Raw genomic sequence first — 14,975 nt, forward strand, 5'->3', positions numbered from 1 at the left:
GGCGCGGGGCGATGAGGCTGGCCCGGGACCTGCACCCCGTGGCCTGGTGGGCGTGGGCGGTGGGGCTCGCGGTCGCGGCGTCCTGCACCACCAACCCGCTCCTGCTGCTGGTCCTGCTCGGCGTGATCACCCTCGTCGTGCTGACCTGTCGCTCCGACCAGCCGTGGGCGCGCTCGTTCCGGCTCTACGTGTGGCTCGGCGTGGTCGTGGTCGTGGTCCGGATCCTGTTCCGGGTCGTGCTCGGCGGCGACGTGCCCGGCCACGTGCTCCTCACCCTGCCCACGATCCCGCTGCCGGACTGGGCCGCGGGCATCTCGCTGCTCGGCCCGTTCACCCGCGAGGAGCTGCTCGCCGCGACGTACGAGGGCCTGCGCCTGGCGACCCTGCTCATCGCGGTCGGCGCGGCCAATGCCCTGGCCAACCCGAAGCGGCTGATGAAGTCGCTGCCGCCCGCCCTCTACGAGATCGGTACGGCGATGACGGTCGCCATCAGCGTCGTCCCGCAGCTCGCCGACAGCGCGCGGCGGGTGCGGGCCGCGCAGCAGTTGCGCGGGGGACCGCAGGGTCGGTTCCGCCGGATCCGCGGAGTACGACGGCTGCTGGTCCCGATCCTCGAGGACTCCTTCGACCGCTCGCTGGCCCTGGCCGCCGGGATGGACGCCCGCGGGTACGGCCGCACCGGTGAGCTGACCGCCGCCCAGCGGCGCGGCACCGGCGCGCTGATCATCGCCGGGCTGCTGGGCGTCTGCGTCGGCGTCTACGCCTTCCTCGACAGCACCGCGCCGCGGGTCCTCGCCCTCCCGATGCTCGCCGTCGGCACGCTCGTCGCGCTCGGCGGCTTCGCGCTGGCCGGCCGACGGGTGCAGCGCACCCGCTACCGCCCTGACCGCTGGCAGGTCCCCGAGATCGTGGTCGCCGCGTCCGGGATCGCCGCAGGTGCGGGGATGTGGGCGCTCCAGCGCTGGGAGACGCTGATCGCGCACCCCGGCGTTCTGGTCCGTCCCGACGTGTCGCTGCTCGCCCTGGTCGCCGCACTGGTCGCGGTGCTCCCGGTGTGGGCGGCCCCGCTGCCGGTGACCGCGCGGCGCCGCGAGGAGGCGCTGGTCTGATGCTGGAGCTGCGCGCGATCACTTTCGCCTACGACGACCCCGAGACGGGTGCCCGGGCCACCGTCCTCGACGGGGTCGACCTCACCGTGGCCGACGGCGAGCTGGTCGTCCTCGCCGGTCCCACCGGCGTCGGCAAGTCCACGCTGCTCGGCGTCGTGGCCGGCCTGGTGCCGTCCTACACCGGCGGCACCCTGACCGGCGACGTGCTCCTGGACGGAGCCGGCATCATCGAGCAGCCGGCCCGGGAGCGCGCCCACGCCATCGGGTACGTCGGCCAGAATCCCGCCGCCTGGTTCGTCACCGACACGGTGGAGGAGGAGCTGGCGTTCGGCATGGAGCAGCTCGGACTGCCGTCCGCGACGATGCGCCGCCGGGTCGAGGAGACCCTCGACCTGCTCGGCATCGCCGAGCTGAGACACCGCGACCTGCGCACCCTCTCGGGCGGTCAGCAGCAGCGGGTGGCGATCGGCGCCGTGCTGACCACCCACCCGCGGCTCCTGGTGCTCGACGAGCCGACCTCGGCGCTCGACCCCACGGCCGCGGAGGACGTGCTGGCGACGCTGACCCGGCTGGTCCACGACCTCGGGGTCTCGGTCCTGGTCGCCGAGCACCGGCTGGAGCGGGTGGTGCCCTTCGCCGACCGGCTCTGCCTGCTCGGCGGCGATCCCGCGCGCCCCGGCACGCTGCGCATCGGCGACCCGGCGGAGGTCCTCCGCGACGCCCCGATCGCCCCGCCGCTCGTCGAGCTGGGCCGGCTGTCCGGCTGGGAACCGCTGCCGCTCACGGTCCGTGACGCCCGGCGACGGGCGCCCGAACTGCGGGCCCGGCTGGGGGACCCGCCGCGTCGGGAGCGACCTGCCGACGCAGGCTCCCCCCTGGTCGACGTACGCCGGCTGGTGCTGAGCCACGGCCGGACACCGGTGCTGCAGGAGGTCGACCTCACGCTGCGGCCCGGCTCGGTCACCGCGCTGATGGGCCGCAACGGCGCCGGGAAGTCGACACTCCTGTGGGCCCTCCAAGGCCGCCATGCCGCCGGCTCCGGGACGGTCCGGGTCGCCGGTGCGGACCCGGCGGGCCTCCGGCCCGAGCAGCGGCGGGCCACCACCGGGCTGGTGCCGCAGAGCCCGGCGGACCTGCTCTATCTCGAGACGGTCGCCGCCGAGTGCGGTGCGGCCGACCTGTCGGCGGCCGCGTCCGCGGGGACCTGCCGCGACCTGCTCGACCGCCTGGCCCCCGGCATCGACCCGGACCAGCACCCCCGCGACCTCTCCGAGGGCCAGCGGCTCGCGCTGGCGGTGGCGATCGTGTTGACCGCGCGCCCGCCCGTGCTGCTGCTCGACGAGCCGACCCGCGGCCTGGACTACCCGGCCAAGCGGGCACTCGCCGGCCTGCTCCGCGAGCTCGCCCGCGATCCCGGAGCACGTCGCGCCGTCCTCGTCGCCACCCATGACGTCGAGTTCGTCGCCCAGGTGGCCGACGACCTGGTCGTCCTCGCCGAGGGCGAGGTCGTGTCAGCCGGTCCGGTCGACCGTGGCGTCTCGGAGTCGCCCGCCTTCGCCCCGCAGGTCACCAAGGTCCTCGGTGCGGGCTGGCTGGCTGTCGACGACGTTGCCGAGCGGCTGGCCGCCGGGGCCACCGGCGTCCCGTCGTGACCGGGTCCACCGAGCGGGGCCGCCCGGCCGCGGTGCCGCTCCGGCTGCGCTCGGGCGCGGTGCTCGCGATCACCTCGGTGATCGGGCTGCTCATGCTGGCCTGGCCGCTGCTCCTCGACGTCTCGCCCGACGCCGGGCGGGTCGACCCGCCCTTCCTCTTCCTCCTGTTGCTGCCGGTGATCCTCGGCGTGGTCCTCGCCGAGATGAGCGAGGGCGGCATGGACGCGCGGGTGCTCGCGGTGCTCGGCGTCCTCAGCGCGGTCAACGCCGTGCTGCGCCTGGCCAGTGCCGGCACGGCGGGCCTGGAGCTGGTCTTCTTCCTGCTGATCCTCGGCGGCCGGGTCTTCGGTGCCGGCTTCGGGTTCGTGCTCGGGTGCACGTCGTTGTTCGCCTCGGCGCTGATGACGGCCGGGGTCGGTCCGTGGCTGCCCTTCCAGATGCTCGTCGCCGCCTGGGTAGGCATGGGTGCCGGCCTGCTGCCGCGCCGGGTCCGCGGTCGCGGTGAGATCGCCCTGCTCACGGCGTACGGCGTGGTGTCGGCCTATCTCTACGGGCTCCTGATGAACCTCCAGGGATGGCCGTTCATGGCGGGCGTGCAGGTGCCGGGCCAGGACTCCACCGAGATCTCCTACCTCCCGGGCGCTCCGCTGCTCGACAACCTGCACCACTTCGTCGTCTACACCCTGCTGACCTCGACCGGCGGCTGGGACACCGGGCGCGCGATCACCAACGCGCTCGCCATCGTGCTGCTCGGTCCGGCCGTGCTGGTCACGCTGCGCCGGGCGGCCCGCCGCGCCCGGATCGCCCCGGAGCCCGCGCCCCGCTGACCCAACGCCGACGGCCCGGCCCCCATGGGGGACCGGGCCGCAGGTGTGGAGCCGGGTGGACCCGTCGATCAGGGAACGACGGTCACCGTGAGGAAGTTCGACGAGATGTAGTCGTCGTAGCCCGCGTCCTTGGTGTAGTACGCCTGGAAGGTGTACGTGCCCGGGCCGAACGGGGCCAGGTTGCCGCCGGCGAGGCCGGTGCCCGAGGTGATCTCGCGGCAGAAGTCCGTCCCGGCGTTGAACTGGCCGGAGCCGGCCGGGTAGAACGACTCGAAGCCCAGGAAGGACGGCGACTGCGAGCCGCCGGCGACGTTGCCGTTCTGGTAGAAGTCGACGTAGCCGGTCGTCGCGGGCCCGCCCTTGTACTTCACGCTGCCGGAGAGCGGCGTGCTGCTCGCGGGGGTGCTGATGTCGCAGGTCAGCGTCGTGGTGCTGACGGTCAGGGCCGAGTCGTAGACCTCGAACTTGGTCTTGCCCTTCTGCTTCTTGAACTTGACCTTCACCTTGTAGTGGCCGGTGCCGAGGGCCGGAACCGTGTACTTGGCCTTGCCCTTCTTGGCCTTGGCCTTGCCCTTGAGGGTCACGCCGTTGTCACCGGCGATGGTGAACTTCGCCTTGCCCGAGCCACGGAGCTTCGTGGCGGTCAGGACCAGCTTGCTGATGCCGGGCTGGACGCCGTCGGCGGACTTCTTGACCTTGATCTTGTTGCCGGCCTTGACCTTCGCCGCGACGACCGGGCCGTCGGTGCCGGGGGCCGCGGTGGCGGCGGACGTCAGGGCCGGCGTGGCGAGGGCGACCGCGGTGATCGCGACGACGCCAGCGGAGACGAGCCTACGCATGTGGAGCTCCTTCATCGGTAGAGACCGACCACGTGAGCACGAGGTCCCGAGTCGGCCAGGGGTGAACGCAGGGCCTCCTTCCCCGGCCGACCCGGGGTAAACGCCCGCGTGCCCGCGGCTACGGCTCGATGAGCAGGATCCGGTCGTCGTCGGCGGCCGGGTCGCCGCGGCCGTCCTCGTTGCTGGTGGTCAGCCAGAGCCGGCCGTCGGGCGCGCGGACGACGGTCCGCAGCCGCCCGTAGTCGCCGGTCCCGCCCTTCCCGGCGAAGTACGCCGTCGGGTCGCTCACCTGGCCGTCGGCGACCTTGATCCGCCACAGCCGCTCGCCGTTGAGGGCCGCCATCCACAGGTAGCCGCCGGCGTAGGCGAGGCCCGAGGGCGACGCCTCGTCGGTCGACCAGGTCAGCTCCGGCCGGGTGTACTTCGCCGGCCCGCCGGTGCCCTCCACGACCGGCCAGCCGTAGTCCTGGCCGGGCACGATCCGGTTGAGCTCGTCGGCCTTGCTGTCGCCGAACTCCGAGGCCCACAGCAGAGCCTCGTCGTCGAAGGCCAGGCCCTGCACGTTGCGGTGCCCCCAGGACCAGACGGCGTCACCGAACGGGTTGCCGGGAGCGGGCTCGCCATCGGCGGTGATCCGCAGGATCTTCCCGGCCATCGACGCCCGGTCGCGCGCGAGCTGGTCGTCGCCGATCTCGCCGGTGGTGACGTAGAGGAAGCCGTCGGGGCCGAAGGCGAGCCGTCCGCCGTCGTGGATCCGCCCGTCGGGGATGCCGGTCAGGACCGGCTCGGTCGCGCCGAGCTCGTCGCCGTCGAGCTTCGCACGCACCACGCGGTTGTCCTCGTCGGTGGTGACGTAGAAGTAGATCAGCGCGTCGGTGGCGAAGCCGGGGGAGACGGCGACGCCGAGCAGACCGGCCTCGCCGCCCGGCGCGGTCTCGGGGATCCGGCCGATCTCGACGACCTCGCCCTCCTCGTCGCTGGTCTCGCCGTGGCCGGGGACCTCCGGCGGGGTCACGAGGAGCACCCGCCCGCTGTCGCGCTCGGTCACCACGCCACGGCCGTCGGGCAGGAAGTCGACGCCCCACGGTGTCGCCAGCCCGGTCGCGACCGTCGCGACGACGTCCGGAACGCCGTCGATGGTGAAGATGACCTTGCCGTCGACGACCGATCCGGTCGGCGCCGCCGTCGCAGTGCCCATCACGTCGACGGTGCTCACGTTGCCGCCCTGACCGCAGCCCGCGGCGAGGAGCGTCAGGGCCGAGAGCCCGGCGGCGACGCGGCCGGCCGGGCGCCTCACGCGAGTCCGCCCAGGAACTCCAGCAGCAGGCCGTGCACCCGCTCGGGCTGCTCCAGCTGCACGAAGTGCGAGCCACGCAGCTCGACGTACGTGCTGTCCTGGCCGCGCGCGGCCAGGCGCCGCGACGCGCTCGCCATGTCGCGGGCGCCGGCCAGGATGTCCCAGGTCGCCGATACGAACATGGTCGGCACCTCGATCCGGCTCAGCCGCACCCGAGGATGCCGTGAGGTGCTGATCGCGAGGTGGGCGTACCAGTCGACCGGTGTGGTGACGAACTCCCGCAGGCCGAGCGCCGCGGCCTCGGGATCGGCGACGGGGAACAGGAACCCGGTGCGTCCCAGCAGCCGGACGGCGGCGGCGTTGACCGGGAGCCGACGGAGGAGCGGGTTGACCGCCCACCCCGTGTGCTTGGCGACGCGGCACGCGTTGACCGTCACCGCCCGGGCCAGCAGGCGGGGCAGGTGCAGCGGACCGAGCATGGTGGCGAAGGTGTCGCCCGGGACTCCGCACATGGCGAAGATGCCGCGCACCCGCTCGGGGTGGCGATAGGTCATCTCGAAGGCGGTGTTGACACCCATCGACCAGCCCATGAGGACCGCACTGTCGATGCCGAAGTGGTCCATGACGGAGAGGCCGTCCTGGACGAAGTGCTCGATCTCGACGTGTTTCGGGTCGGCCGGACGCTCCGACCCGCCGACGCCGCGGTGGTTCCACGACACCACGCGCACCCCGCAGTCGGGCTCGAGCAGCCAGGGCCACAGGTGGGGGTTCGTGCCGAGTCCGTTGCAGAGCACGACGGTCGGGCCGTCGATCTCCCCGTCGGGGTCGTTGGTCCAGGCACGAACGTGGGTCCCGTCGTCGGACAGGATGTCGCGGAAGGCGATCGACGCGGACCGGACGCGCTGCTCGGGCCGGGGAGCGGAGGTCGACATGGGTCGATTCTGCCGGACCCGGGCCGGAACGGCGGGACGGTCAGGCCTGCAGCGAGACGGAGCTCTCGATCACAGGGGTACGACGGGCGTCGGCACGGGCGGCGAGGAAGGCCTCGACGTCCTCACGCTCGGCGCGGCGCCGGGTGCATGCGGTGAGCGCGACCATGGCGTTGCGGCGGGCCCGCTGCTGAAGGGCGTCGGACCAGGTGTGGGTGAGGCGGATGAGGTGATCAGGCAGTGACATGGGGGTGTCGACTCCGGATGGGGGATGGGATCTCCACGCTACGACCGGCAGGCGAGGCGCGGGTCACGTCGGGGTGACATCTGGGTGAACCGCGGTCCGGGTGGCGCGGGTCGCGCCCACGCTGGCGACCACGACGCAGCCGATCGCCACCCACTGCACGGGTGCGAGCGACTCGCCGACCACGGCGAGGCCGGCCAGGGCGGCGGCCGCGGGCTCGAGGCTCATCAGGACCCCGAAGGTCGCGGCCGGCAGGGTCCGCAGGGCGGCCAGCTCGGCGCTGTAGGGCACCACCGAGCTGAGCAGGCCGACGGCGGCGCCGAGCAGCAGCACCCGTTGGTCGGCCAGGTCGGCGGTGTCGACGGTGAGCAGCAGCGGGGTGAGCAGGGCGACCGCGACAAGACTGGCCACGCCCAGCCCGTCGACGCCCTCCCACCGCCGACCGGTGGCGGCACTGGACAGGATGTAGCCGGCCCAGGCCGCGCCGGCGAGGACGGCGTACGCGACGCCGATCGGGTCGAGATGGCCGCGCTCGAAGCCCAGCAGGAGCACCCCGATCGCCGCCAGCGCGACCCAGCCGAGGTCGCGGGGGCGACGGAAGCCGATCGCGGCGAGCACCAGCGGACCGATGAACTCGATGGTCACCGCGACGCCGATCGGGATCCGTGAGAAGGACTGATAGATGCCCCAGTTCATCGCGCCGAGGCAGGCGCCGTACCGTGCCGCGACCAGCCAGTCGTCCCGGCTGCGTCCCCGCAGCCGGGGACGGGCCCACAGCAGGAGCACCACCGCGCTGGTCGCCAGCCGCAGCCACACCACGCCGTTGGGTGCGATGTCGTCGAAGAGGAGCTTCGCGAACCCGGCGCCGAGCTGCACCGACGCGATCCCCAGCACGACGAGGCCGATCGCCAGGCCCAGCGGCGGGCCGTGGCGCGACGTCGGGTGCACGGGCACACGTTAATCGTGCGTCCTCGGACGCGACGAACCGCCGATCCCCCCAACGGATCGGCGGTTCGCGTCCCTCGCGGGCCGGCGGGCTACTTGGCGGCGACGAGCCCGTCGATGGTGACCTTGCGGCCGTTCTTGCTGATCACCTTGATCTTGAGCGTGCCGCCCTGGACGCCGGCGAAGTCGGCGAGGGCGACGGTCGCCCGGCCGGTGCCCTTCAGGCTGATCTTCTTCAGCAGGGTGCCGTTCCAGGTGACCTTGATCTTGCCGCCCTTCTTGGCCTTGGTGACCATGAGGGACAGGTGCTTGGCCTGGATGCCGGAGAGGGCGAGCTTGCGGCCCTTCTTCTTGGCGGTGGTGGCGGTGTCGTTGAAGGCGCCGGCCTGGGCGATCCGCTTCCACTTCTTGCCGGTCAGGGCGGTGTCGTCGAGCGGGACCGTGGTGCAGCGCTCGCCCGAGCGGAAGCCGAGGTTGCCGGCCATGTCGACGCCCTGGACCTCGAAGCAGTACGTGCTGCCGAACGTCCCGGCGAAGGCCTGCGCGGTGGTGGTGGTGTTGTTCGCCATGACCTGCTGGCCCCCGAAGCCGCCGTTCCACGCAGCCGAGCGAACCATGACGTCGCTGCTCTTCACGCCGGACAGCGAGTCGGTGACGTTCCAGGCGACGTCGAAGCCGGGCGAGGAGACCGAGGTGCCCGGTGCGGTGACCTGGGCGATGGGGCCGGCGACGTCGAGGAAGTCCGCCTCGACGTACGACGAGAAGCCGTTCTCGACGATGCCGGCGGCGACCACGTTGCCCTCGCGGTCCATGTCGGCGGCGAACGGGCCGTCGGTGGCACCGGCGTCGTACTCGTTGAAGAGGAAGACCGGGTTCGTCCGGTGGCGCAGGGTGAGCTTCTCGGCATCGTTGTGGACGATCACCTGCGCGGTCCGGTCGGAGACCAGGTTGAGGTGGCGCTGGTTGGTGACGGTCTTCGGCTCCGCGACACCGGCCCCGCCGAAGGTCTGGTTCGGCTTGGCCACCGCGGAGCGGATGACGTAGGTCGTGCCGTTCTCGAAGGCGGTCCAGGTGACCTGCATCGTCCCGTTGGGGCTGACCGAGAGGTCCCGGAAGGCGGTGCCGACGCCGATGGGGGAGACCAGTTCGCCGCCGCCGAGCCCACCGGCGGCGTCGACCCGCGTCACGACGGCTCGCGCACCGGCGTCCTCCCAGCCGCCGACCAGGACCGCGCCGCGGCCGTCGTCCGCGAGCCTCGCCACGGTCTCCTCGGACAGGTCGCCGTTCCACAGGACGGGCTTCGGGCCGAGCCAGCCCACGCTCGCGTTGCGTCGCGTGACCATGACCTGGTCGCCGTCGTCGTCGGTGAAGTACGACATCAGGACATCGCCGGCCGGGTTGGCGTCGATCGAAGGCCGGAAGGTGTGCGCTCCGAAGGTGGTGAACTGGGGGGTGCCGCCCTTGGCCCACATCGTGGCGGACACGCGGTGGGCGCCGTCGTTCTCGGCCTCGTAGGCGAGGTGCACCCGGCCGGCGCCGTCGATGGCGGCGTCGATCCACTCGACCGTCTCGACGTCGACGGCGGGGCTGAGCAGGGTCGAGCCGTCCCAGCTGCCGTTGGGGAGGTAACGCGACCCCCGCACCTTGTGCTCACCGCCGGTGGTCTGGTTCCACACCACCGCGAGGTCGCCGGCGTCGTTGGCGGCCACGCGGACGTCGTGAGCGTCGGTGACGGCAGCGGCCGTGACCGCCTTCGCCGCGCCCCAGACGCCGTCGGTGGCGATCGCGGCGTACACCTTGGTGCCACCGGGGACCTCGCGGGCCCAGGCGGCGACGGCGTCGCCGGAGCCGAAGGCGGCCACATCGACGGAGTTGGGTACGTCGCCGGAACCGCTGATGTTGCCGCCGTCGATGCCGCCCACGGCCTGGGCCGGGGTGGCGACGCCGAGGGACAGGGTGCCGGCGGCGAGGGCCGCCGCGGTCAGTCCGAGGAGCTGGGTGCGCATCGTGGTGCCTTTCGTGGAGGGTGGGCGCGGTGCCCGGGGGCGTTGTTCGACGGGGGTAGGAGCGACAGGACGCGCGGACCTTGCAGGTTTTTCCGGAGGTCGTCTCGGAGGACCCTGCAGATCCGCGCGTCCGCGGTCGACGCGCGCGGTGGCGCCGTGGGGCCGGGTGCCGGCTACTTGGCGGCGACGAGCCCGTCGATGGTGACCTTGCGGCCGTTCTTGCTGATCACCTTGATCTTGAGCGTGCCGCCCTGGACGCCGGCGAAGTCGGCGAGGGCGACGGTCGCCCGGCCGGTGCCCTTCAGGCTGATCTTCTTCAGCAGGGTGCCGTTCCAGGTGACCTTGATCTTGCCGCCCTTCTTGGCCTTGGTGACCATGAGGGACAGGTGCTTGGCCTGGATGCCGGAGAGGGCGAGCTTGCGGCCCTTCTTCTTGGCGGTGGTGGCGGTGTCGTTGAAGGCGCCGGCCTGGGCGATCCGCTTCCACTTCTTGCCGGTCAGGGCGGTGTCGTCGAGCGGCACCGTGGTGCAGCGCTTCTGGGTGGTCGTGCCGTTGCCCGCGGTGTCGGTGGCCCGGGCCTGGAAGCAGTAGCTGGTGCCGAGGACGGCCGGGAAGGCGGCCGAGTTCCCCGGGGCGTTGTCGATCACGACCGCCGGAGCGCCGTGCTGGGCCTGGTTCCAGGCGGCCGAGGTCGCGTAGATGTCCGTCCCGGGCTGCAGGCCGGAGAGGGAGTCCGTCACGGACCACGCCAACGGGATCGACGTGGACAGGGTGGTGGCGGCACCCGGCTGGCTGAGCGCGAGCGACGGGCCGCCGGCGTCCAGGAACCGGGCGAAGGCACCCTCGAGCGGCTTGAGACCGATGGTGACCAGGTTGCCTCCGGCATCGACGTCGGCGGCGGTGTCCGGGAGGTGGCCCTGCTCGCTGGTGATCGGGACGAACGGCTGGACCTGGGACGTGCGGTAGTGGGTCACCACCCGGCTGTTGCCGCTGTGCTGGATGGCGCGCAGACCACCCGCACCGGTCAGGGCGATCGGGCGCTGTGCGTCCGGAAGGGTTCCGGTGAGCGTCGCCGGGTTGCCCGGGTACGCGCCGTCGGCCGCGGTGGCGTAGCGGATCGACTTCGTGCCGTCCTTGGCCACGACGTAGGCGAACAGGGCCTTCCCCTCGTCGTCGATGTCGACGCTCGGCTCCGAGGCGAAGTCCTCGTCGAGGGAGACGAGGTGACCGGGCAGCGCCGTACCGTCGGTGAGGACCGGGCTGGTCTCGGCACGGTAGTAGGCGTTGGACACCACGGAGTAGATGACCTGGCCCTTGCCGTTCTCGCTGATCGCGACCTCGGGGCCCGCGGCGATGTTGCCGGAGTTGGACGTGCTGTCGCCGAGGTTCCAGCCCTGGCCGGGGGTACGGCGGCTCACCGTCATCACGTTGTTGATCAGGCCGGTGTAGTTGTAGGCGATCAGCGCCTCGCCCTTGGAGTTCACGTCCAGGGCCGGGTTCCAGGCGTCGCTCGCGGAGAGAGTCTTCGGCGCACCCGGCCCGGCACCCTGCGGCCACTCGGTCACGAGCAGCTTGTTGTCGATGTCCTCGCCGTCGACCGTCGCGGCGGCGATGACCAGGCCGTCGCCGGCGACCCCGAGCTGGGGCTGTCCGACGACGTCGGTGCCGGAGGGCGTCATGAGGTTCAGGCCGGTCCAGCTCGCCGGACCGGTCTGCCGGCTGACCCGCAGGCGGTCGACGCCGGCGACGTTCTCGACCCAGCCGACAGCCGCGGCCCCCCGGCCGTTGCTGGCCAGGACGAGCTTCGTCGCATCGACGTCGCTGCGGACGACGGCGTGGCCGGACCAGACGCCGTCGGTGGCCGTGTAGGCGTGGACCGCGCCGTCGACGATGGCGGCCGCGACCGCATCGCCGTCGCCGGTCGAGACCACGTCGACGTCGGTCATCGTGCCGTTGGGGAAGGGGACCTTCGTCGACGTCTTCCAGGCATCGGCCTGGGCCGGGGTGGCGAGACCGAAGGACAGGGTGCCCACGGCGAGGGCCGCCGTGGTCAGTCCGAGAAGCTGCTTGCGCATGGTGGTGCCTTTCGTCGGAGCCCGGGGGGTGGGCTGGTGACACCTACGTTCGCCGCGGGCCGGGGTCGGTCACATCCGCGCACACCACCGAACCAACGCCGGCCACCACCCAGCCACCACGCAGCCGGCACGGAGACAACGCGGAGACAACGCGGGGTCGCGACCGGCGAAGGCTCTACGATGCCGACGTGCGCTCGCCCGTGCTCGTCTCTCGGACCGCCGAACGCGCGCGCCTGCGGTCGGCGCTCGACGGCCTGCGCGACGGTCGGGGCGGGCTCTGGGTCCTCCGCGGTGATCCCGGCGTCGGCAAGTCCCGGCTCGCCACCGCGTTGGCCGCCGACGCCGCCGACCAGGGCCTGGAGGTGCTGTCCGGCCGCGCCGTCCCCTCGGGTACGCCGACCCCGCTGCGCCCGCTCAGCGAGGCCCTGCTCGCGTGGCTGCGCACCCATGAGGTCCCCGACGACCGGCTGCTGGCGCCGTACCTGCCCACGCTCGCGCGGCTCGCGCCCCAGCTCGGTCCGGTGGCGGCCGACGGCGTCTCGTCGGTGATGCTGCTGGGGGAGGGCATCCTGCGCCTTGCGCAGACGGTGCCGGCACCGGGCATGGTGCTGGTGATCGAGGACCTGCACTGGGCCGACCCCGAGACCCTGGCGCTGGTCGAGTATCTCGGGGACAACGCCCGCGCCGTCCCGCTCGTCGTGGTCGTGACCAGCCGGCTGCACGAGTCGCCGGCGGCCAGTGAGCTGGTCCTCGAGCTGGAGCGGCGGCGCTCCGCCGAGACGGTCGACGTGCTGCCGATGGCCGACGACGAGGTGACCGCGGTCGCCGGTGCCTGCCTGGGCGCGGAGCCGCCGGTCGAGGTCGTCGGCTGGCTGCAGCGCTACTGCGCGGGCTACCCGCTTCTGGTGGAGGAGATGCTCGCGGATCTGCACGATGCCGGAGTGCTCGCCGAGCAGGACGGGGTCTGGGGGCTCGCCGGGCCGTTGCCGGTGATGGTGCCGCGCCCGTTCGCCCGCTCCGTCGAGGGGCGCTTGGCCGAGGTCGGTCCGGCCGCGCGGGAGGTCGCGACGGCGGCGGCGATGCTCGGACCCGAGTTCGACTGGAGGCTGGTGGCCGCCGCGCTCGAGCTCTCCGACAGTGCGGTGGCCGAGGCGCTGCGCGAGCTGCGGGACCAGCGCCTGGTCGTCGCCGCGCCGCCCGACGGGTTCGCGTTCCGGCATGCTCTCACCCGTGAGGCCGTGTTGACGGGCCTGCTGGCCCCGGAGCGGTCTCGGCTGGCGGGCCTGCTGGCCGCCGCCCTCGCCGACCGGACGACGGACCAGGCCGTCGCCGCCGAGGACCACCACCAGCTCGCCGAGCTGTTCGAGGCAGCCGGCGACGACACCCGGGCCGCGGAGCTCTGGCTGGCCACCGCCCGCGACGCGATCGACAGGGGCGCGCTGGTCAGCGCCGGCGAGGCGATCCGCCGCGCGCTGCGCCGCTGCCCGCCCGGCAGCGGGCTGGAGAGCCGCGCCCGCGAGGCCGAGGTCGAGGTGCACGCCCTCGCGGGCGACGTACCACGGGCCCTGGCGGCGGGGGAGCGCCTGGCCGCGGAGCTCGTGGCGGAGCCCGGCCGGTTGGCCGCCGTACGCCTCCGGCTGGCGCGGGCCCTGCTCGCCGGCGGCCAGTGGGACGAGGCGGACGCGATGCTCGCGAGTGTGGCCGGGCACGATCCCGCTCAGGAGGACGTCCTGGCCGCCCGGCTGGCGTTGGGCCGGGAGGACGACGTCGCCGCGGCCGAGCGGGCCTCCGCCGCGCTCGCCGCGGTCGGGGAGGACCGTCCCGAGATCGCCTGCGAGGCGTGGGAGGTGCTCGGGCGGGCGGCCCGGGCCCGCGACTTCGTGGCGGCCGAGGACGCGTTCGAGTCCGGCTACCGGCTGGCCGAGGCGCAGGACCTGCCGCTGTGGCGCTGCCGGCTGCTCGCCGCGCTCGGGTCGCTCGACCTGGCTGCTCGCCGGCCGACGGAGGACCGCCTGGTCGCGGCGCGACGGGCCGCACTGGACGTCGGCGCGATCGCGACCGCTGCCCGGATCGAGATCGAGCTCAATCTGGTCCGGGTCCGCTATCTCGAGCTCGACGAGGCCTTGGCCGCCGTCGACAACGCCATCGCGATGATGGACCGGCTCCGGCTGCCGGACCTCGCGACGGCGTACCTCCTGCGGGCCGCGACCCACGGACTCGCCGGCCGGGACGAAGCGATGGAGGCCGACGTCGCGGTGGCCGGTGGGCTGCCGATGGACGAGGCGCTGCGCGCGGTCGGCGTCCCCGGCCACATCCGGTCCTTCGTCGCCCTCGCCCACGGCAGGTACGACGAGGCGCGGGCCCAGCTCGCCACGGCGATGGAGTACCACCGCCGCTCACCGAGCATGCCGTTCTCCCTGCGCGGCTTCTGGGCGCTCCTGGAGACCGCGCTCACCGGCGACGGCGCCGCCGCCCGGGAGGAGGTGCGGACCGGGCCGCAGGCGAACAGCCCGCACAACAGCTTCGCGCTGCGCTACGCCGACGCGATCGCCAGGGGCCGCGCGGGCGACGCCGCCGAGGCCGAGCGGGTGTTCGCCGACGCCGAGTGGGGCCTGCCCGGCCGGGAGCCGTGGCCGGAGCTCCACGCCCGGCTGCTCGTCGCGACCGCCGCCGCCCGCGACGGGTGGGGTACGCCTGAGCCGTGGTTCCGGCACTGCCTCGACGGCCTGGTCGGCTACGGCCTCACCGAGGCCGCGTCCGGCTGCCGGGTCGCGATGCGGGACGCCGGCTTCGCCGTGCCTCGCAAGGCGGCGGGCGCGCAGCGGGTGCCGGTGCACCTCCAGCGGCTCGGGATCACCGCCCGGGAGCACGACGTCCTCGAGCTGGTCGCCGAGGGCCTGCAGAACAAGCAGATCGCGGATCGGCTCTATCTCTCGGTCCGCACGGTCGAGACCCATGTCGGCCGGCTGCTGCAGCGCACCGGCTGTGGCGAGCGGGGTGAGCTGGCCGCCTATGTCGACGACCGCGGCCCCGGCTGAGCAGGCGAGCCGGC

The 14,975-nt window shown here is 73.4% G+C and carries 11 protein-coding genes; 4 read left to right on the forward strand and 7 right to left on the reverse strand.

Annotation, left to right across the window (positions count from 1 at the left end):
* Positions 1-11: 11 nt before the first annotated feature.
* From RB608_RS01600 to RB608_RS01610, 3 genes are read left to right on the forward strand one after another with little or no spacing between them, the layout of a single operon-like run.
* Positions 12-1,109: an energy-coupling factor transporter transmembrane component T gene (locus RB608_RS01600; RefSeq protein ID WP_308086028.1), complete on the forward strand. Its 1,098-nt coding sequence runs from the start codon at positions 12-14 to the stop codon at positions 1,107-1,109.
* Positions 1,109-2,761, forward strand: coding sequence for an ATP-binding cassette domain-containing protein (locus RB608_RS01605; RefSeq protein ID WP_308086029.1), 1,653 nt, complete (start codon positions 1,109-1,111; stop codon positions 2,759-2,761). Before RB608_RS01600 ends, RB608_RS01605 begins: the two co-directional genes overlap by 1 nt.
* On the forward strand, positions 2,758-3,588 hold the full coding sequence (locus RB608_RS01610; RefSeq protein WP_392390953.1) for an ECF transporter S component: 831 nt from the start codon (positions 2,758-2,760) through the stop codon (positions 3,586-3,588). The genes RB608_RS01605 and RB608_RS01610 overlap by 4 nt, the downstream gene beginning before the upstream one ends.
* Before the next feature lie 68 nt (positions 3,589-3,656).
* Here RB608_RS01610 and RB608_RS01615 read toward each other — a convergent pair whose 3' ends face one another.
* The 7 genes from RB608_RS01615 to RB608_RS01645 all read right to left on the reverse strand — a co-directional run bounded on the left by RB608_RS01615 (position 3,657) and on the right by RB608_RS01645 (position 11,923).
* Positions 3,657-4,427, reverse strand: a complete 771-nt coding sequence (locus tag RB608_RS01615; RefSeq protein WP_308086030.1) for a hypothetical protein — start codon at positions 4,425-4,427, stop codon at positions 3,657-3,659.
* A gap of 118 nt (positions 4,428-4,545) precedes the next feature.
* Positions 4,546-5,724, reverse strand: a complete 1,179-nt coding sequence (locus RB608_RS01620) for a PQQ-dependent sugar dehydrogenase (RefSeq protein WP_308086031.1) — start codon at positions 5,722-5,724, stop codon at positions 4,546-4,548.
* Positions 5,721-6,656: an alpha/beta hydrolase gene (locus RB608_RS01625; RefSeq protein WP_308086032.1), complete on the reverse strand. Its 936-nt coding sequence runs from the start codon at positions 6,654-6,656 to the stop codon at positions 5,721-5,723. The genes RB608_RS01620 and RB608_RS01625 overlap by 4 nt, the downstream gene beginning before the upstream one ends.
* 40 nt (positions 6,657-6,696) lie before the next feature.
* Positions 6,697-6,900 carry a hypothetical protein gene (locus RB608_RS01630; protein ID WP_308086033.1) on the reverse strand — a complete coding sequence of 68 codons (204 nt, stop codon included), beginning with the start codon at positions 6,898-6,900 and terminating at the stop codon, positions 6,697-6,699.
* Positions 6,901-6,963: 63 nt separating this feature from the next.
* Entirely contained in the window at positions 6,964-7,845 is an 882-nt protein-coding gene (locus RB608_RS01635) for an EamA family transporter (RefSeq protein WP_308086034.1), read from the reverse strand.
* 89 nt (positions 7,846-7,934) lie between these two features.
* Complete coding sequence (locus tag RB608_RS01640) at positions 7,935-9,848, reverse strand: hypothetical protein (protein ID WP_308086035.1); 1,914 nt, start codon at positions 9,846-9,848, stop codon at positions 7,935-7,937.
* 173 nt (positions 9,849-10,021) lie between these two features.
* Positions 10,022-11,923, reverse strand: a complete 1,902-nt coding sequence (locus RB608_RS01645) for a hypothetical protein (RefSeq protein ID WP_308086036.1) — start codon at positions 11,921-11,923, stop codon at positions 10,022-10,024.
* Positions 11,924-12,111: 188 nt separating this feature from the next.
* On the opposite strand from RB608_RS01645, the gene RB608_RS01650 reads away from it, so the two are divergent.
* The gene (locus tag RB608_RS01650; RefSeq protein ID WP_308086037.1) at positions 12,112-14,961 is read left to right on the forward strand and encodes an AAA family ATPase; all 2,850 of its coding nucleotides are present in this window, start codon (positions 12,112-12,114) and stop codon (positions 14,959-14,961) included.
* Positions 14,962-14,975 lie beyond the last annotated feature (14 nt).

The sequence above is a fragment of the Nocardioides sp. LHD-245 genome, assembly GCF_030929495.1.
Lineage (GTDB): Bacteria > Actinomycetota > Actinomycetes > Propionibacteriales > Nocardioidaceae > Nocardioides.